The organism is Reinekea sp. (assembly GCF_982785585.1).
Genome location: NZ_CEYAVF010000012.1, coordinates 42,653 through 60,481 on the forward strand (window position 1 = coordinate 42,653; position 17,829 = coordinate 60,481).

At 58.0% G+C, this 17,829-nt stretch carries 19 protein-coding genes; 2 read left to right on the forward strand and 17 right to left on the reverse strand.

Features of this window, described 5'->3' with window-relative positions; all coding sequences use genetic code 11:
* Nucleotides 1-277: 277 nt before the first annotated feature.
* Nucleotides 278-1,639: a glutamine synthetase family protein gene (locus tag AC4FIC_RS06720; protein WP_100256159.1), complete on the forward strand. Its 1,362-nt coding sequence runs from the start codon at nt 278-280 to the stop codon at nt 1,637-1,639.
* 26 nt (nt 1,640-1,665) lie between these two features.
* Here AC4FIC_RS06720 and AC4FIC_RS06725 read toward each other — a convergent pair whose 3' ends face one another.
* From AC4FIC_RS06725 to AC4FIC_RS06740, 4 genes are all read right to left on the reverse strand, one after another.
* Entirely contained in the window at nt 1,666-2,343 is a 678-nt protein-coding gene (locus tag AC4FIC_RS06725) for a hypothetical protein (RefSeq protein WP_100256160.1), read from the reverse strand.
* A gap of 38 nt (nt 2,344-2,381) precedes the next feature.
* On the reverse strand, nt 2,382-3,194 hold the full coding sequence (locus AC4FIC_RS06730) for a flagellin N-terminal helical domain-containing protein (RefSeq protein WP_100256161.1): 813 nt from the start codon (nt 3,192-3,194) through the stop codon (nt 2,382-2,384).
* Between the two features lie 137 nt (nt 3,195-3,331).
* Complete coding sequence (pcaC, locus tag AC4FIC_RS06735; protein WP_100256162.1) at nt 3,332-3,730, reverse strand: 4-carboxymuconolactone decarboxylase; 399 nt, start codon at nt 3,728-3,730, stop codon at nt 3,332-3,334.
* Between the two features lie 159 nt (nt 3,731-3,889).
* A complete protein-coding gene (locus AC4FIC_RS06740; protein WP_100256163.1) occupies nt 3,890-5,185 on the reverse strand; it encodes an NAD(P)/FAD-dependent oxidoreductase in 1,296 nt (431 codons plus the stop codon).
* 233 nt (nt 5,186-5,418) lie between these two features.
* Here AC4FIC_RS06740 and AC4FIC_RS06745 point away from each other — a divergent pair, with 233 nt between their 5' ends.
* Entirely contained in the window at nt 5,419-5,931 is a 513-nt protein-coding gene (locus AC4FIC_RS06745) for a cupin domain-containing protein (RefSeq protein WP_452595866.1), read from the forward strand.
* Between the two features lie 91 nt (nt 5,932-6,022).
* Here AC4FIC_RS06745 and AC4FIC_RS06750 read toward each other — a convergent pair whose 3' ends face one another.
* From AC4FIC_RS06750 to AC4FIC_RS06810, 13 genes are all read right to left on the reverse strand, one after another.
* Nucleotides 6,023-6,511 carry a hypothetical protein gene (locus tag AC4FIC_RS06750; protein ID WP_100256165.1) on the reverse strand — a complete coding sequence of 163 codons (489 nt, stop codon included), beginning with the start codon at nt 6,509-6,511 and terminating at the stop codon, nt 6,023-6,025.
* A gap of 148 nt (nt 6,512-6,659) precedes the next feature.
* The gene (locus tag AC4FIC_RS06755; protein WP_100256166.1) at nt 6,660-7,172 is read right to left on the reverse strand and encodes a hydrogenase maturation protease; all 513 of its coding nucleotides are present in this window, start codon (nt 7,170-7,172) and stop codon (nt 6,660-6,662) included.
* Nucleotides 7,173-7,178: 6 nt separating this feature from the next.
* Nucleotides 7,179-8,474, reverse strand: coding sequence for a Ni/Fe hydrogenase subunit alpha (locus AC4FIC_RS06760; protein ID WP_273286546.1), 1,296 nt, complete (start codon nt 8,472-8,474; stop codon nt 7,179-7,181).
* A 23-nt stretch (nt 8,475-8,497) separates the two neighbouring features.
* Nucleotides 8,498-9,292 carry an NADH-quinone oxidoreductase subunit B family protein gene (locus AC4FIC_RS06765; protein WP_100256168.1) on the reverse strand — a complete coding sequence of 265 codons (795 nt, stop codon included), beginning with the start codon at nt 9,290-9,292 and terminating at the stop codon, nt 8,498-8,500.
* A 9-nt stretch (nt 9,293-9,301) separates the two neighbouring features.
* Nucleotides 9,302-10,153, reverse strand: a complete 852-nt coding sequence (locus tag AC4FIC_RS06770; RefSeq protein ID WP_273286545.1) for an FAD/NAD(P)-binding protein — start codon at nt 10,151-10,153, stop codon at nt 9,302-9,304.
* A complete protein-coding gene (locus AC4FIC_RS06775) occupies nt 10,150-11,331 on the reverse strand; it encodes a 4Fe-4S dicluster domain-containing protein (protein WP_490359383.1) in 1,182 nt (393 codons plus the stop codon). The genes AC4FIC_RS06770 and AC4FIC_RS06775 overlap by 4 nt, the downstream gene beginning before the upstream one ends.
* Before the next feature lie 71 nt (nt 11,332-11,402).
* Nucleotides 11,403-12,440, reverse strand: a complete 1,038-nt coding sequence (hypE, locus tag AC4FIC_RS06780; RefSeq protein WP_273286541.1) for a hydrogenase expression/formation protein HypE — start codon at nt 12,438-12,440, stop codon at nt 11,403-11,405.
* Nucleotides 12,437-13,561 (reverse strand): hydrogenase formation protein HypD, encoded by a 1,125-nt coding sequence (gene hypD / locus AC4FIC_RS06785; protein ID WP_287418845.1) that lies wholly within the window; start codon nt 13,559-13,561, stop codon nt 12,437-12,439. The genes hypE and hypD overlap by 4 nt, the downstream gene beginning before the upstream one ends.
* Nucleotides 13,548-13,829 (reverse strand): HypC/HybG/HupF family hydrogenase formation chaperone, encoded by a 282-nt coding sequence (locus AC4FIC_RS06790; RefSeq protein ID WP_100256173.1) that lies wholly within the window; start codon nt 13,827-13,829, stop codon nt 13,548-13,550. The genes hypD and AC4FIC_RS06790 overlap by 14 nt, the downstream gene beginning before the upstream one ends.
* Nucleotides 13,830-13,833: 4 nt before the next feature.
* Nucleotides 13,834-16,137 carry a carbamoyltransferase HypF gene (hypF, locus tag AC4FIC_RS06795; protein WP_476194912.1) on the reverse strand — a complete coding sequence of 768 codons (2,304 nt, stop codon included), beginning with the start codon at nt 16,135-16,137 and terminating at the stop codon, nt 13,834-13,836.
* Nucleotides 16,121-16,972 (reverse strand): hydrogenase nickel incorporation protein HypB, encoded by an 852-nt coding sequence (hypB, locus tag AC4FIC_RS06800; RefSeq protein WP_476196086.1) that lies wholly within the window; start codon nt 16,970-16,972, stop codon nt 16,121-16,123. Before hypB ends, hypF begins: the two co-directional genes overlap by 17 nt.
* Nucleotides 16,973-17,179: 207 nt before the next feature.
* Nucleotides 17,180-17,554: a hydrogenase maturation nickel metallochaperone HypA gene (locus tag AC4FIC_RS06805; RefSeq protein WP_273286532.1), complete on the reverse strand. Its 375-nt coding sequence runs from the start codon at nt 17,552-17,554 to the stop codon at nt 17,180-17,182.
* Between the two features lie 167 nt (nt 17,555-17,721).
* Nucleotides 17,722-17,829 (reverse strand): aldehyde dehydrogenase family protein (locus AC4FIC_RS06810; RefSeq protein WP_490359384.1); only part of this gene is annotated, 108 nt, incomplete at its 5' end.

Genomic DNA, 17,829 nt, shown 5'->3' on the forward strand with positions numbered 1-17,829 from the left:
CTCATCCTCTACTGAATGTGATCGCGACCTGTCGACTCAGGTGATCCATGGCTCAGTATTATCGGAGTCCGACGCAAAAATTCCTATCCCTCTGTCCAGTGTAGACCAAGACTACAATGTTCAAGTATGGCCATGGGATAGGCTGCTCGGGCAACCAAAGCGGATGGGACCAGAATAGTTTTTTTGCTTAGAAGGTTAGTCGTTAACCTTAAATAAAAGGATTGTGCGCCAAGCGCAGTCCACAACGCCCCAACCAGTATGCAAGGCATGACTCTACATGACAGTTAAAGAAGCGACCGATTTCCTTGAAGCTTTTCCCGATGTAACCACGATCGAACTCCTAATATGCGACCTGAACGGTGTCTTACGCGGCAAGCGCGTTGAAAGAGAGTTACTCGAGCGGGTCTTTACCGTGGGGTTTTATCTACCCGGATCGGTAATGTCGCTTGATGCCAGCGGATCAACGGTCGAGGACGCCGGCTTGGGGATGGAGCAAGGCGATCGGGATCGACTCTGTTTCCCCATTGCGGGCACGCTGAGCATCGTACCCTGGCATGAGCTCGGTGATCGCGCTCAGGTGCTCTGTACCATGTTCGAAGACGATACCGACACCCCCTTCTTTGCCGACCCACGCCAAGTTCTGGTGCAGGCGGTCGAGCGGTTCAGTCAGATGGGTTTTGAGGTGGGGATTGCCATGGAGCTGGAATTCTATCTGCTCGATGCCATTCGCGATGACGATGGTCATCTGCAGCCGCCCAAACCACCGGGCAGTTCTCGGCGCATGCGCTCCAACCAGGTGTATTCGATGGACGACCTGGACGAGTATGACTTCTTTATCCGCGATGTTATCGATACGGCCCGGCAGCAGAACATTCCGGCCGATACGGTGATTGCCGAATATGCGCCCGGCCAATTTGAAGTGAACCTGAATTACGGCAGCGACATCTTACAGGCGGTCGATCATTCGGTGCTGCTCAAACGGCTGATCGCCAGCGTCGCAACCAAATATAAGATGGAAGCCACCTTTATGGCCAAACCCTATATTCAGGAAGCCGGCAGCGGTCTGCACCTGCACTTGAGCCTACTGAAAGATGGGGTCAATATTTTCGCCGCCGATGACCCAACCACCAATCCTTATATGCGCCATGCGATTGGCGGCCTATTGGATATGGCCGACAGCACCCAGGGCTTCCTGGCGCCGACCATCAACAGTTTTCGCCGTCTGGCTCCAGATGCCTTTGCCCCGACCACCAAGACCTGGGGTTATGATAATCGCACCGTGGCGCTGCGGATTCCGTCAGGCAGTATCGAGTCTACTCGTATTGAACATCGGATGTGCGGTGCCGACACCAATCCCTACCTGGCCACAGCGGTGCTGTTGGCTGGGGTGACCGAAGGCATTATGAATAAGATTGAGCCGCCGATGCCGATTGATGGTAATGCCTATGAGCAGGACCAGCCCTCGGTGGCCGATAACCAGCGCGATGCCTTACGCAATATGGAAAAGGATCCGCGCGTGAACAAGTGGTTTGGCAAAGACTTTGTCGATGTTTATCAGTCGTGTAAATGGTCGGAGTTGCGGATGTTTGAACAGCAGGTCACACCCATGGAATATGAGCTGCTGTTACCCTATATTTGAGTGACCAGACGGGGGTGTCTGGCGAACTAATCGGCGCGTTGGTAGTTGCTGTAAACCGTCGAAGACTCAACTTCGAGTTTCTTGATACCGCCGATCTTGCCCTTCATATTGAAAGCATATTGGGCCGGAACCGTTTGGTCGTCGACACTCATAAACTGAAACGACATAACCATCATCGAAATTTTGATCGAGAACGCGGGCGAAAAGGTCTCGACGTTCTCGATATGCAATTCTAACAGCCGTTGATCCAGAGAGGACATGATCGCATAGCCGGTCAGGGCATCGGCATTGTCATCGGCCAGTTCCCCGACGTGCGGCACAAAACTCAACCAGACCTTGCCGTCTTCCTGTTTCATGAGCTCAACCGAATTGACTGCGACTATGTCGCGAAACTTTACCGGGTCCTCCTCATCCTGTTGGCGGTCCCTTCGTTTGAGGAATTTTTTGTTTTGCTCTGCGCTGGCAGGCTCATTGTCGACTTCCAATAATTGCCACTGTGGGTCCTGTTGAGGCTCAAATTGGGCGAAATTGCGCGCCTTTGAGCTTTGCGAGACTTGCTGAAAACTAAAGCGTTGGTGCTCTAAGGTCGCGGCTTCATCCAGTTGAGTCAGGAGCCGATTTTCCCATTCCGAATTGGCCAGACTCAGGCTTGCTAGGCAGGATAGCAGCAAGCCGATACCCCATTTTTTGACGATTTGGTGCATGGGGTGTTCGTTCCTTTTAGGGCGCGTTCGGACCGCTCTTAGCGGCCCAGCAGTTGGAGTATGTTGCCGGCTGATTGATTGGCCTGAGCCTGAAGGGCAATGCCGACCCGTTCTTGTATCTGATTTTGAACCATGTTCGTGCTCTCTTTCGCCACATCGGCATCGGTGATGCGTGATCCACTGGCGGTGGAGGCTTCAATCTGTTGACTCAGGGTGTCGATGCGCGCTGAAAATCGGTTCTGCACGGCACCCAGATCGGCGGCTGTTGCGCTAAAGCGATCGAGCAGGTCATCGGCCAATGCGATGGTATTTTGTGCCTGATCGGCGCTATTGACCGAGACATCAGCCAAGCCCAGTTGGGCGGCCTCATCTTGCAGGTTATTGGCGGCGATGACTAGGGTGTCGCCACTATCAGGACCAATTTGGTAAACCGAGTCACTGCCGCCGCGAAACAACGGTTTGCCATTAAAGTTGGACTGCTCCAAAACCGAGTTCATCTGTGCTTTGATTGAGTCGACTTCTTTATTGATCAGCTCGCGATCGGCATCGTTGTAAATGCCATTGGCCGACTGGACCGCCAGCTCGCGAATCCGCTGTGTGCCTTCTACCAAGCTGCTGAGGTCACTGCTGGCGGTTTGCGCCTGAGACATACCGTCCCCGGCATTGCGAATGGCCTGATATTGCCCGCGAGTCTGGGCACTGAAGGTTTCACTGATGGCCAACCCGGCGGCATCGTCTGCGGCACCATTCAGGCGTTGTCCCGAGCTGATCCGATTGAGCGATTGATCCACCGAAACTCGAGCTTGTTGCAGCGGCTGGGTCGAGGGGGCGGAATGAATGGGACCTACCATGGCAGTATCCTGGTTCAACAGTGATGTGACCCTCAAGAATAGCCCTTGTCTTGATGGGCGTCACCTGAGTGCGGGTAATAATTTGTAGTGGGGTTATAACCGTCCGTGCCAATTATTTGGCGTTTTTTGGAGCCGGTTTAGCCGGCCTGATCGGGGTGCTCGGCCTGCCACGCCTCGATTGCGTCCTTGGCGGCTCGAAAGGCCTCGATGCCAGACGGAACACCGCAATAAACGGTCGATTGGAGCAAGACTTCCTGAATCTCAGCTTCCGAACAGCCATTGCGTAATGCGCCCCGGACGTGGACCTTGAGTTCGGTCGAGGCCTTCAGCGCCGCTAAGGTCGCAATGGTGATCAGGCTGCGCGTCTGCGGCGATAAGGCCGGTCGCGTCCATACCTCACCCCAGCAGTTCTCAGTCACCATATCCTGCAACGGCCGGTTAAAATCGGTCGCAGCGTCAATCGCCCGATCGACATATTCATCACCTAAGACGTTACGGCGCATAACCATGCCCTGCTGGTATTTTTCACTCTTCATCGGTATCAGATTCCTAGTTCGGGCGGGAAAGGTGGGCTCGTCGCATCGACCCCAGCGCATCCTGCGATGTTCCACCGACGCTGTCAATCGGCGCATTGACCGATAGCTCAGCGAATTTGATCGATGAGTGGGACCGGCATAAGGACGTTCACGGGTCGGCTAGAACAGATCCTTGGCCCGGTGGTAGAGCATGCCCGCGGCCAATAGCGGTGCCCGGAATTGGCGGCCGCCCGGAAAGCGCAGGTGATGTATTTTCTCAAATAGGGTGATGCGTTCACTTTCCTGCGCGATATGCTCGGCGATAACATGAGCGGCCAGATGGGTGGCGTTGATGCCATGCCCGGCATAGGCTTGGGCATAGTAGACATTAGGCCGTAAGCGACCGATTTGCGGCATTCTATTGGCGCCGATGCCGATCATACCACCCCATTGATAGTCGATTTTGACCTCATTCAGATAGGGAAACACCTTATCCATATGGGGTTTTAGCGCGGCCAGAATCGATGCGGGGTCGCGTCCGGAATAGTTGCACAGGCCGCCAAACAGCAGGCGGCGGTCGGCACTGAGGCGGTAATAATCGAGTGCCACGCGTTGGTCACAGACCGCCATATCCTGAGGGAGTACCCGTTGCCATTGCGCATCGGTTAGCGGCTCGGTGGCAATCAGATAGCTGCCGGCGGGTAATACCTGGCTTTCCAAGTGGCTGTCGAGACCGGCGACATAGGCATTGCCGCAGATTACCAGCCGATCTGCGCTAACCTGGCCGGAGCTGGTGTGGATGGTTTGGCGCTCACCGTAGACGATGTCGAGCACCTTCGATTGTTCAAAAATCTGCACACCCAGCGTCGCAGCGGCCTCGGCTTCCCCTAAGACCAGGTTGAGCGGGTGGACATGACCGCTGCCCATGTCGATCAAGCCGCCGATGTAATTGTCTGAGCCGACCACCTCATGCATCTGGTCGGGCCCGAGGAACTGGGTCTTATGCTTGTAGCCAACACTCTCGAGCCAGGCCTTCTGGCGCTCTAAATCGGCCATATCGCGGGGTTTATGGGCCAGATCGCAAAAGCCCATCTTGAGATCACATTGGATGTTGTATTGGTCGATGCGCTGCTTGACCAGGTCGACCGCTTCCAGACCCATTTGCTCGATGGCCTGCACGCCCGCTTGGCCTAAGGCGTTGTGAAACTGCTCGGCACTATGCCCTAGGCCACGAATTAACTGGCCGCCATTGCGTCCGGAGGCGCCCCAACCGATCCGATAGGCCTCCAGTAGAACCACCTTAAACCCGCGTTCGACCAGTTCCAGAGCGGTGTTGACGCCGCTGAAACCGCCACCAATCACACAAATATCGGCCTCGATCGACGCATGCAGCGTTGGGTAGGTCTGGTGATAAGTGCGACTCGAGGTGTAATAGGAATCCGGATGTTCGGAACTGTGGGTGCGCGGATTAAGCATGAATCACCTGTGTTTAGGATCTGGGGTCTTGAGTAGAGGGGACAAGCATAGCCTCAGGAGAGTAGCTGCTGAACAGAATGTCGTCCAGCATTGGAACGTGCCTGTGTTAAATCGGCAACAGCTGTGCAATATTTTTGATTCCCTTCCTTTAGCTGTATACTGCGGTATCCAACCCAATATCGAGGAACCGCGCATTGGAAGATGTAGGGACTAGGCTTAAGGCTGTCCGAAAATTGTCTGGCTTTTCTCAGCGAGAACTCGCCAAACGCGCTGGTGTCACCAACTCGACCATCTCGATGATAGAAAAGAATAGCGTCAGCCCGAGCATAAGCTCTCTGCGCAAGGTGCTGTCGGGCTTGCCGATGACCTTACTGGAGTTTTTCGATACCGGCGATCAGGGCAATACGGAGCTACCTGTGGTGTATACGCCGGCTCAGTTCCAGAGAACCCAAAGCAATGGTGTATGTTGGGAGCTGATCGGTAAGAATTTTCCCAATCCGCAATTAGGCTTCATGTTAGAAACCTATCCCAGCTTGGCCGATACCGGCGTTGAAGGCTACAGTCACGATGGCGAAGAGGCCGGGTATGTGATTTCTGGCAAAATTGAAATAACTGTCGACGACCAGGTATTTGAGCTGACCGCCGGTCAAGGCTACTATTTTGACTCTCGTCGACCGCACCGTTTTCGCAATCCCTTTGACGAACCCTGTGTCTTGGTGTCGGCCAACACACCAGCCCATTTATAGACTGCTGGGCCATGCCCGTTACGCACTCATAGCGCGGTGCATGAGCGCAGTGGGATCAGTGCAAATCGGTCAGTAACGGCTCAACGTTTTGCTAATTCTGCGCAATGAGTTCCCGGGTCATGTCAGGGAAGGGACCGTCTAGGTCTAACCAAATCAATGAAAAGTAGTCACCAAACATCGGGTCTTCTATCCGGCCAATGGCGCGGTCATTATAGAAGAATCGACTGGTCTGATCGGCGCAAATCTGAAAGCGAAGCCGGTCCTGTTTGCTGATATCCGGCCAGAAGACATTGAGTTCCTGTAACCAACGCTGCTCCTGCTGGGCATCGAGATCAAAGCGCTGCCATTGCTTCTGGGTTTCTGAGAGCAGGTCTTTCTTACTGAACGCTCGCTTGTAAGTTACCTCGAGCTGGAGCGGGTAGATGCCCCGTTGGTAGGCCCCATCGGTGGTCTTCAATTCAACATCGTAAACATCCCAGAGCCACACCTTCAGACTGGAAGAACCGACCAAAAGTGGTGGGGTCTCACAAGCGTCAGCCGCGTAAACCAGATGACTCTTAACCGCGATGAGGATGATCATTACCCATTTCAATGTGAGATTGCGCATCGTGCACCTGAACAGAGAGTTGATTTCCAGTGTATACGATTTCAGCATGGAGGTAGACTTGTTCGACGCGCGTTGGCCGGCCATTTTTTTACTAGCCGTCTTGGCAACGAAAAACATCGGCTCAGAGCGCGTTACTCGGCTCGTGCGCCAATTGCCTAGCGCGCGCCAAGACCTGCTCGGACAGGGGCGCCAGTCGTTGAGCCAAGGTTTGGCAGAGCGGCCCGGCGGGTTTGCTTTGCGGGTTGATTTCAATCGCTAGGATCAGGCATATGGCCGGCAGGCGTCCCAGTGCATTGGCCAACTGCAAACTGGCCAACAGCCCATAACCATGACTGGACAACTGCGCCAAGGCGTCGGGCAATTGGGTTAGGGTGAATTCCTGTAGGCTGCCGAGCGGCTGCTGGCCCGACACCATGGCGTCGACGATCAGGGTGGGTACCTCGGGCTCCAGTCGCTGCGTCAAGGTGAGAATCGGCCGGTCGAGCTGTTGGACGCAGAGGCCGATGTCGCTCGGCAGTCGCACCTCGTTTAAGCGCTCCGCCAGACGCCAACCGATCGAGTCATCGCCAAAAGGGGAGCCGAAGGCGAAAATATTGACCCGTGTCGAGCCAAGGCTGGGTTCATAAGTTGTCATTTCGATCTATCCTCGTCGGTTCAGGCGCAGGTCTAAAAAGTGGGTCGCACAGGAGATACAGGGGTCGTAATTGCGAATCACCTGCTCGCTTAACAGGCGCAAAGCGTCGGCCGGTTGGTCCAGGCCAAACTGGATGAGACTGCTGCGCAGATCCTCTTCGATACGAGCTTGGTTTTGACTGGTCGGTGGCACGATGCGCGCGAACTCGATAATGCCTTGGGCATCGGTGCGATAGTGGTGCCAGAGAATACCGCGCGGTGCCTCGGTGCAGCCAAAGCCTTCACCGGCGCGCGGCACCACACTCATGTTGGGTGTCTGAGTCGGTCGATAGTCGCAGAGCAGCCGAATTGCTTCGACGACGCTAAAATGAATCTCAATCGCCCGGGCCACAATGGAGTGAAACATATTGCGCGATGGGAAAGTTAGGCCCGAGACCAGGGCATTGTCGCGCACCACCTCGGGCAGCTGGGCCCAGTTTAGATTGACCCGAGCCAGCGGGCCGGTGAGATAGGTTTTGCCCTGCAGATGGCAATGCAATGCACTGGAATGAGCCACCTGACTCTCATGGAAGTGCCGGTTGTAGTCGGCAACCGCCAGATCCAAGCCGGCACTGGAGCGCAGTCGACCCCGGTTGATCGCGTATTCATCGGGATGTGATAGAGCGACACTGACGAAGTCATTGCTCAGGTCCGTTAGCGGCAGGGTAGCGGTCCAACCGACCAAGGCGGCGGCCTCGGGCTCGATCGCGCGCAGCCGGGTCAGTAACGCATCGGCATCGGCCTGTGCCGGGGCGCGATAAAAGCCGCCGACACAGGCCCCGACCGGATGTACGGCCCTGCCGCCGAACAGGCTGACCAGATCATTGCCCAGTTCATGCAGCCGCAGACCCCGGCGCAGTTCGTCCGGGTAGCGTTGCGCCATGGCCGGCGCACTGTCAAAACCGAGGAAGTCCGGTGCCGCCAAGAGGTGAATATGCAGGCCATGGCTTTCGAGCCACTCACCGCAATAGAACAGCCGGCGCATGGCCTGCGTCCAGGGTGATATCTGCAGGGCGAAGATCTGCTCCAAAGCCTGGGCCGCACTCATTTGGTAGGCCACCGGGCAGATGCCGCAGATCCGCGCAACCACATCCAAGACCTCCTGATAGGATCGGCCGACCAGCAGTTGTTCAAAAAACCGCGGTGGCTCGTAGATGCGCAATTTAAGGTCATGGATTTGGCCGCGCTCTATGTCCAGTTCCAATGCGCCCTCGCCCTCAACGCGCGCGAGTATGGGTACCCGAATACTGATGTCTGACGTCATAGTGGTCTCCTCGCAGCGGTGCTTTAGGTCGATTCATGCAATTGGCCAGCTGCCTCGGAGAACGCCCGCGCTTGGCCGTTAATGAAGTTAAAGCGTGCGGCAGTTTGCATGGCGGTCAGACCCATGCGGGCAAAACAGTCTGCCAAGGCCCGGTAGTTGACCTGGTTCGCGGGGCCGAAACAGCCGTAGCAGGCGCGGCCGAGCGCTGGGCATAGCGCACCGCAGCCGGTTCGGGTGACCGGACCCATACAGGGCTGCTGGCCAGTCACCAAAATACAGCTTTGGCCGCGCTGCTTACAGGTCATGCAGACGCTATCGCTCGACGTGCTCGGTGGTACGCCTTGGAGCAAAGCGGTGATTAGGCTGACAATCTGGTCACTGCCGATGGGGCACCCCCAGACCTCGAAGTCGACCCTGACATGGCGGTCGACCGAATCCGAACGGGGCAGGCTCTCAATCAGCTCGGGGTGGGGATAGATTGCCTGAGTCCAGGCGGCGACATCCGCAGCGTTCTTGAGCGCTTGAATGCCCCCACTAGTGGCACAGGCGCCGATACTGACCAGGTAGGTGCAGCCGGCGCGAATCCGTTTGATCCGTTCGCTATCGTGCGCGGTGCTGATGCTACCCTCGACAAAGGCGATATCGACCGGTGCCTCGGGTTCAACCGGGCCGGCCTCGGCAAAGTGTACGATCTCGACCCGCTCAGCCAGGGTGAGCAAGGCCGGTCCGAGATTCAAAAAGGCCAGTTGGCAGCCATCGCAGGAGGCAAACTTATGGATCGCGATACGCGGTTTGGCAGGAAGATTAAGTATAGGCATGTTGGGCTCCTAATATCCGCTGATGGCCATCAGCTCTTGCACTTGGGGGTAGGCAAAGACGGGACCATCTTTACAAACAAACTGGCCGCCGAGTTGGCAGTGGCCACAGTGCCCCACGCCACATTGCATATTGCGCTCCATGCTCAGAAACAGCCGATTCGCGGGCAGGCCGAGGTCGATTAGATGGTCCATGGCAGCCTGCAACATTGCTTCCGGGCCACAGGCCATGACCAGAGTGTGCTCAGTGTTTATCTCGATCTGTTTCAGCAGATCGACCACGGTGCCGGTATACCAGGGCCACTGCGGTCCAGCCTGATCGGCCGCGAGCAGGACGTGGGTATCAGGAGCGGCCGCCCAGGCGGAATAGCGGGCGCGATAGACCAGCTCACTGGACCGTTTAACCCCCTGTAGAATCGACAGCGCGCCGAACCGGTCGCGCCGCTGCAGTATATATTGGATTACCGAGGTCACCGGGGCACAGCCCAGTCCGCCGGTTATCACCACGACATCTTGACCTTGGGCTTGAGCCATTGGCCAACCCTGACCGAAGGGGCCACGAATACCAACCTGGTCGCCGGGTCTGAGCCGGGCCATGGCTTGGGTAATGCGCCCAACCACCGCAATGGTATGCGCATAACAATCGGCATCATCGGGATCGGAGACGATGGAAATGGGGATCTCACCCACGCCAAACAGGTACACCATGTTGAATTGCCCAGGCTCGAAACGATACCGTTGTTGCATGTCGGGCTCGGTAAAGCGCAAGCGCCAGGTGAAAACGGTTGGGCTCTCCTGGACGCGATCGATAATATCGGCGACCCAGGGTAGGTAAGCATCGCTTTGCAATCGGTTGGCTTTCATGTTGCCTCCTTCGCTAATTCCGGTTTGTTGTAGCACAGCCGGTTCAGCACCTCGATGATATCGATGCCCGCCGGACAGCAACTGATGCAGCGGCCACAGCCGACACAGCCGAACTCGCCAAACTGTTGTTGCCAGCTGGCAAACTTATGACTGAGCCATTGGCGATAACGTTGCTCGGTGGTGGCGCGCACTACCTGACCGGCGCAATAGCTGTGTTGGTCACTGAAGCAGGAATCCCATTGCCGACTGTGCTCGCTCTGGCTCAGTTCCAGATTGCTCTGATTCACCACCGTGTGGCAAAAGCAGGTTGGACAAGCTTGGGTGCAATTAGCGCAAGCTAGACAGCGCTCGGCAACGGCGGCCCATTCCGGATGCGTCGGCAGATTGAGCAGACTGAGGCATTCTGCTGGGCTGGGCAGCTTTGGTTGGCGGTGCTGCTGTTGACGATACGCCTCAGCCTGTTGCGCTTGGGCGAGTTTGCGTTGGCTACTGGACGCCGGTCGGGCGTTGAGTCGAGTGAGCACCGAACGGCCGGCCTTGGACCCGGATCGGACCAGATAACCCTTGTCCAATTCGGTGAGCGCCAGATCATAGCCGCGCTCGGCGTTTAGGCTGCCGCCCGTGCCAACGCAAAAACACAGATCGCCACTGTGCGTGCAGTTCAGCGCAATAATGAAGAGCTCGCTGCGACGCAATTGATAGCGGATATCGGCATAGGGACCGGCTAAAAAAACTCGATCCTGAATAGCGATGGCCCTTAGGTCACAGGGCCGAACACCGAACAGGGCAACCCGCTCCGGTTCCGGTAAGCTCTGACGAAAGACCAGCTGACCCGATGCATCGGGCCGGGCACACCAGAGCGGCTCGCTTGGTGCAAAGAGCAGCGCTTTGATGCTGGTGGCTGGCACCGACCAGTCAAACGCGCGCTGGCCGGGGTGCACCGGTTGTAGCGCAGCATTCAGTCCGGCGGGGGACGCCGGCGGTGCGCTCAACTTATAGCCGCCGGGCTGTTGCCGATCGCTAACCCCCCAAGGCAGCTGGTCAATAGAGGTCAGCGGGGCGTAGACAATGGCCCCGTCGCGTACTCGCGGCCCGATACACTGATAGCCATCCTCGATCAGGGTAGTGAGTAACTCCTTTAGGTGTTTCCGGGCTAGGTACTGTTCCTGTTTCATCATTGGATTCCTCGGCTGCAGAGTCGGATTTTCGTCCGCCCTGTTCATTCCCCAGGGTCCGTTCATGGGACCCATTAACAGATGCGCGGTAAGGGGTCGCCGTTTAACCAGTCCAGTAGGCGAATACCGCCCAAGGCGGTCTGTAATTCGACCATGGCCTGTGGGTCAGTTGTCACCACGCCAATTCGGCTTGCCCCCTGGCCCAAAGGGTGGGCACGCATCTGGGCGAGTAGACGATCGGCCTGCGCCGCCGGACAGATGGCGATCAACTTGCCCTCGTTGGCCAAATAGTAGGGATCCAGACCGAGCAATTCGCACGCCGACTGTACCGCCGGGGCAATGGCCACGGCCTGCTCGTCGATCAGCATACCGACCCCAGACTGTTGGCAAATTTCATTTAAGGCCGTTGCCAGACCGCCCCGCGTTGGGTCGCGCATGCAACGGATCGTCGGCACCTGACGCACCATTTGTTTGACCAGATCGTGCAGCGCCGCCGAATCTGACCGAATTGGGCTGGTAAAGCCGAGACTGTCGCGCGCCGAGAGGATTGCCACGCCGTGGTCGCCAATGGTGCCGCTGAGCAGGATCTGATCACCCGGTTGCGCCCGGTCGGCGGAGAGGTCGACGCCGTTGGGCACGCTGCCGATTGCGCTGGTGGTAATAAAGACGCCATCGGCCTTGCCGCGTTCAACCACCTTGGTATCGCCGGTCACGATTGGCACCCCAGCGGCTTCGCTAGCACGGGCCATGGATGCCACGATGCGCTGCAGGTCGCGCAGCAGTAAGCCCTCCTCGAGGATAAAACTGACCGCCAAATACAACGGCTCGGCGCCGGCCATGGCGATATCGTTGAGCGTACCGTGCACCGCCAGCGACCCGATATCACCGCCGGGGAAAAACAGGGGCGAGACCACATGCGCGTCGGTGGTCATCACCAGTCTGCGCGTCGGCACATCAAAACGGGCCTGATCGTTTTTCTGTTGCAGCATGGGGTTATCGAAGGCGCGGATAAACATTCGCTCGATCAACTGCGCCGAGGCACGACCGCCGCCGCCGTGCACCAGCTCGATGCGCTCCGGATGACCGGCAGCAACAGGTTGCGAGGTTTTCATAGCGCCTCCCGAAGCGGCTGGCGGCCATAGGCATAGACCGCCGCGCAGGCGCCTTCGGCGGAGACCATGCACGCGCCCAATGGATTGGCCGGCGTGCAGGCCACGGCGAAGAGCTGACAGGCGGCCGGGTCGAGTTGACCGCGCAATACTGCCGGGCAAGCGCAACCGGGATGCTCGCGGCTGGGCCGTTCGGCCAGCGGGAAGTGGCGTTCAGCATCGAAGCTCGCAAAGGCCGGTCGCAATGCCAAGGCACTGGCGGCAATGGTGCCCAAGCCGCGCCATGCAAAGGAAGCGCGTAAGCAAAAAACTTGCGCCATATAGTCTTGCGCCAGCCGGTTGCCGTTGGGCCGGACAACACGATGGTATTGGTTTTCAACCGCGCAGCGCTGGCTGTTCAATTGTCGCACTAGCATCAAAATCGCCTGCAGCAGGTCGAGCGGTTCAAAGCCGGCGATCACTATGGGTTTTCGATAACGCCGCGCCACCTGCTGATAGGCTGCGGTACCGATCACCGTGCTGACATGGGCTGGGCCGATAAAACCATCGATCCAGCTGCCCGGATTGGGTGAGTCGGCCAGCAAGGCATCGAGTGCCGCCGGGGTGAGCAGGTGGTTACAGAACACAAAGAAGTTGCTCAGGCCCAGTTTTTGGGCGCGCAGGATGGCCAGTGCGGTGGCTGGCGTGGTGGTTTCAAAGCCGATGGCAAAGAAGATAATCGCCCGCTGCGGAAGCTGCCTGGCTAGGGTAACGGCATCATCGATGCTGTATAGCATGCGCACGTCGGCTCCCTCGGCCTTAGCCTGTAATAGGGTGCGGCGGTCAGACCCGGGCACACGCAGCATATCGCCGTAGCTGCATAGGATGACGCCGGGCCGGCCGGCCAGCTCAATGGCCTGGTCGACCCGAGCAATGGGTAGCACGCAAACCGGGCAGCCTGGGCCGTGCAGCATTTTAATGGCCTTGGGCAGCAATCCGGGCAGACCATAACGGTAGATGGCATGGGTGTGGCCACCGCAAAATTCCATCAGGCGATAGGTGCGACCGGGCTCAACCGCCTGGCCGATGGCCTGGGCCAGGGTTCTGGCCAAGGCAGCGTCGCGGAACTCTTCAATGTATTTCATCCGTACGCTCCTGTCCGTTTGGGTCGTTTGCCGATTCGGCGCGGCGCGGCTGAAGGTCACTCGCTTCGTGCAGCAGCGCCAGGGTTTGCTCGGCGGCGAGCGGGTCGAGTCGCTCCAGCGCATAGCCGACATGGATAATGACAAATTCACCCAGGCGCACCTGCGGCACCAGGGCGATATTGACGGTTTTAAGAACGTCGCCAACGCGCACCCGAGCCCGGTCGTCGGCCAGCAGCTCGCAGACTTGGGCCGGAATGGCTAGGCACACGATGCTAACCCCTATCCTGCAGGCTGACGGCATAGTCGGCATAATGGGCGGCCAACAGGGCCTGACCCAAACTGATGCCGGCGTCGTTACTGGGGATCCGTTGGGCACAAAAAACCTCCAACCCGGCCTCGCTCAGTCGAGCGCGCACCTGCTCACGCAGAACGGCATTGAGCATACAACCGCCGGCCAGCACCGCGCGGGTGACCTGGAATATCTTGGCCTGAGCAATTAATTTACGGCTGATGCAATCGGCCATACCCTGATGAAATAGGCCGGCCGCCTGAATGGGTGAGGTCATCGGTAGCAGTTGGCCAATCAGCTCGACCAGGTCCCATTTCGGGTCGGCCCCGGCCCGTTCTGCTTGACGCTGATCTGACCCACTGAAAGCATAGGGGTTCAGCAGCGCCTCCAGTTCGAGCGGAAATTGGCCATCGTATTCGGCCCAGTTGCGCTGCAAAATAAGCGCCGCGGCGGCATCAAACCAGCGTCCGGCGGAGGCGGTCGGTGGCGCCTTGCGCAGCAGATGGGGTTGGCGCAAGTAGTGCCGAGCCAGAGGAATATCGGCAAACCGACGCAGCTGGTGGTCGCCGGCCTGAGCCAGTATCAGCGCCGCCAAGGCGGAGCGCCAAGGCTCCAGACTGGCACGCTCACCGCCCAATAGGGGCAGGCTGGTCAGCCGGTCGACATGGCTGAAGGCAAACTTATTGACATAAAAAAACTCCCCGCCCCAGGCTTCTCCGCGCAGGCCATAGCCGTAACCATCGACGGCCACGGCGACCAACGGTTGCTGCAATTGGTGCTCTGCCATCACGGCGGCAACATGGGCATGGTGATGTTGGATCGCAACCGCCGACCGGCCCAAAGGCGTTTGTTGGCTGGTGAAATAATCCGGGTGCAAATCGTGCGCAATCAGCGCATGACGAAGGTTAAAATAATCGTTAAGGCGCGCATTGACCGCCCGGTAGCGCTGCCGGCGCGCACGGGAATCCAAGTCGCCGAGATGTTCGCTGGTATAGAAGGCATTGCCCACGGCCAGAGTAATGCTGCACTTTTGCTGCGCACCCAGTGCCAAGATGGTGGGCAGTTTGGTCTGGTGCCAGGGGGTCTTGATTAACGCCGTGCCCCGGCCATTGCGCACGGCATAGCAGCCAACTCTAGACTGACGCCGGATGCCATCATCGACCGGGGCAACGATGTGCCGATTGTGCCCCACCACTAGATCGACCGCGCCAGCCAACTGCGCCTCGGCCTCGATTCGGGTCGCGGCTATGGGGTAACCGGGCGCATTGCCACTGGTGACTACCAAGGCGATTGGACTGGCCGCCTGTAGCCAGGCCGTGCCGGTGGGTCGGCCCGCCAGGCCATAAAATAATAGATAGTGCAGGGCGCTGTTTGGCACCATTACCCCTAGGCTGGTCAAATGAGGGGCCAGCTCCGCTTGCGCATTGCGCGCTGGGGCGATCAGTATAGGGCGTTCTGGGGACTGTAAATCGGCCCTGCCGGCATCGCTCAAGTGCACCCACTGCTGCGCCGACCGGCTGTTCAAGGTCATAATTGCCAGAGGCTTGATTTGGCGCTGCTTAAATTGGCGCAAGCGCGCAATGGCGGCGGGCCGATGGGCATCACAGATCAGTTGGTAGCCGCCAATGGCCTGAATCGCGACCAGACCGCCCGCCTCGATGCTGGCGACAACCTCGCTCAGCGGCCGGTCATAGCGCGGCCCGCAGGTCGGGCAGGAGATGGTTTGGGCGTGAAAGCGGCGGTCTTCGGCAGCGCGATACTGTGCCGTGCAGACCGGACACAGGGCAAAGGCCGCCATGCTGGTATTCGCTCGGTCGAACGGATAGGTGCGGGTAATGCTATAGCGCGGGCCGCAGTGCGCGCAGCTGATAAAGGGGTACGAAAAGTAACGGCTCGTGGGATTGAACAGTTCTGCTAGACACCGATCACAGGGTGGCAGATCGGGCAGCGGATCTAGGGGCGACCGGCTAGCGTTGCTCTGGGCAATAGTAAAGTGGCGTTCGCCGACTCGAACGGCCAGTTCGGAGCGTTGACAGTCTTCGATACGCGCCGGTGGCGGCAATTGCGCCCAAAATTGCTGACAAAAGTGATCGAGCTGTGGGCCCTGAACTTCCACGATCACGCCGTCGCTGTTGTTACGGATAAAACCGCTCACGCCCAAACGCTGGGCCAGACGATAAACATAGGGCCGCATCCCGACACCCTGCACCTGGCCGCGCAGCAGCAGTTGCACCCGGCGCATCGGCGTCGCGCTGAGGGTTGGCAACGGCTTAAGCCGGGTGGTCATTGGGACTGTGCTCGCGAATAAATGCCTGCTGCTGAGTCGTGAGCCACGACAGCCAGGCCGAGAGGTTGCTCTTACGGCCACAGGCGCTGGTTAACACCTCTAGGTTGGGGTTTATTTTTTGGATGTTGGCGCGCGCATGGGCCAAATTAAAATCGACATAGGGCAGCAGATCGCACTTGGTAATTAACACCAAGTCGGCGCTGGCAAAGATATCGGGATATTTGAGCGCCTTGTCATCGCCCTCGGTCACAGACAGCAGCACCACGCGCAACGCCTCACCGAGATCGAAATGGGCTGGGCAAATCAGGTTGCCGACATTTTCGATAAAGACCAGCGACCCTGTCTCGGGCCGCAGCTGCTCAAGCGCCTCACTGACCCGTTGCGCATCCAAGTGGCAAGCCTGGCCGGTATTGATCTGCAACGCAGGAGTGCCCGTGGCCCGAATGCGCAGGGCATCGAGTTCAGTCTGTTGGTCACCCTCAATTACACAAGCCTTGGTGCGCGCTGCGAGTCGGCGCAGGGTGGCCAACAATAGGGTGGTTTTACCCGCCCCCGGGCTGGACACGAGATTGAACAGCAGGATTCGTTCGGCCATCAGGCGGTGGCGCAAATCCATGGCTAGCTGGCGGTTATGGGCATAGAGGCTGGTTTGAAATTGGACGCTGTCGTGCTCTGGGGTTTGGGGTGGCTGCCAGCCGGCTGACGCAACTTTTAACCCAGGGGAACCTAACCCAGGGGAACCTAACGCAGGGGAACCTAACGCAGGGGAACCCGCCGGTGGATCGATCAGCCGGGTTGGGGTATCTAATGGAGTACAGCCACACGTTCCGCACATAAACAACCTCCAGTTAACGGAGTGTTATATTGGACCAGTAGAGGTAACGACCGGACCGCGCAGCTCGGTTTTGTATCTGGATTCTGAATAGTAAAACGCTGTTACCGTTTTAGCCTGATGTGGGTCAATTATTTAGATTAAAAAACACCTTTACCAACGCTCAATCGATTGAACGAAAAAGCCTATGCGTTCGCGTTCTAAAACGCTCTATTGTATAGAATTAATGTCGCAGCCTGAGTCGATAAATTGCAGGTCGCTGAGGTAGATATCATCGCCTCCGGGTTCCAGCACCAACGGCCAATGGCCGCAGCGAACGCAGCCGGCGGATGCATAGACAATGGCGCCGCGCCGACCGCAATTATCGCACACAGCCATGGCCGCAACCGACACCAATTCAAGCTGGCAAGCCGGATGCAAGGCCTGATCGCGTATGGCGCCAAAGGCAAAAGCAAAGGCATCGGCATCGACGCCGGCGAGCGAGCCGATGGCGACGGTAATGCGACGCAATTGGGTTATTGGCCGCGGGCCAACGCGCTCGCGCACCAAAGTGACTAAGGCCTGACACAGCGACAGTTCGTGCATTGATCTTACCTCCTGTCGGCGGCAACGCTGCGCACTAGCTCAATCGCTATCCACGTCCCACATCTGCGCAGTGAGCGCCTGCGAGACCTAAACGTTATAGATATTAGCCATACCGCGAGCTATCGCGGCGACCCCGGTGCGGTGCAATGCGTGGTATTTCTAATGGTTCAGCTGTCTAGGCCGCCCATGCACAGGTATTTAATTTCCAGGTATTCGTCGATACCGTGTTTGGAGCCTTCACGACCCAGGCCGGATGACTTCATGCCGCCGAAGGG

Bases quoted from the DNA above. Each gene is read 5' to 3' on its own strand.
- AC4FIC_RS06720 (WP_100256159.1), top strand. From the start codon at position 278: ATGACAGTTAAAGAAGCGACCGATTTCCTTGAAGCTTTTCCCGATGTA.
- AC4FIC_RS06725 (WP_100256160.1), bottom strand. From the start codon at position 2,343: ATGCACCAAATCGTCAAAAAATGGGGTATCGGCTTGCTGCTATCCTGC.
- AC4FIC_RS06730 (WP_100256161.1), bottom strand. From the start codon at position 3,194: ATGGTAGGTCCCATTCATTCCGCCCCCTCGACCCAGCCGCTGCAACAA.
- pcaC (WP_100256162.1), bottom strand. From the start codon at position 3,730: ATGAAGAGTGAAAAATACCAGCAGGGCATGGTTATGCGCCGTAACGTC.
- AC4FIC_RS06740 (WP_100256163.1), bottom strand. From the start codon at position 5,185: ATGCTTAATCCGCGCACCCACAGTTCCGAACATCCGGATTCCTATTAC.
- AC4FIC_RS06750 (WP_100256165.1), bottom strand. From the start codon at position 6,511: ATGATCATCCTCATCGCGGTTAAGAGTCATCTGGTTTACGCGGCTGAC.
- AC4FIC_RS06755 (WP_100256166.1), bottom strand. From the start codon at position 7,172: ATGACAACTTATGAACCCAGCCTTGGCTCGACACGGGTCAATATTTTC.
- AC4FIC_RS06760 (WP_273286546.1), bottom strand. From the start codon at position 8,474: ATGACGTCAGACATCAGTATTCGGGTACCCATACTCGCGCGCGTTGAG.
- AC4FIC_RS06765 (WP_100256168.1), bottom strand. From the start codon at position 9,292: ATGCCTATACTTAATCTTCCTGCCAAACCGCGTATCGCGATCCATAAG.
- AC4FIC_RS06770 (WP_273286545.1), bottom strand. From the start codon at position 10,153: ATGAAAGCCAACCGATTGCAAAGCGATGCTTACCTACCCTGGGTCGCC.
- AC4FIC_RS06775 (WP_490359383.1), bottom strand. From the start codon at position 11,331: ATGATGAAACAGGAACAGTACCTAGCCCGGAAACACCTAAAGGAGTTA.
- hypE (WP_273286541.1), bottom strand. From the start codon at position 12,440: ATGAAAACCTCGCAACCTGTTGCTGCCGGTCATCCGGAGCGCATCGAG.
- hypD (WP_287418845.1), bottom strand. From the start codon at position 13,561: ATGAAATACATTGAAGAGTTCCGCGACGCTGCCTTGGCCAGAACCCTG.
- hypF (WP_476194912.1), bottom strand. From the start codon at position 16,137: ATGACCACCCGGCTTAAGCCGTTGCCAACCCTCAGCGCGACGCCGATG.
- hypB (WP_476196086.1), bottom strand. From the start codon at position 16,972: ATGTGCGGAACGTGTGGCTGTACTCCATTAGATACCCCAACCCGGCTG.
- AC4FIC_RS06805 (WP_273286532.1), bottom strand. From the start codon at position 17,554: ATGCACGAACTGTCGCTGTGTCAGGCCTTAGTCACTTTGGTGCGCGAG.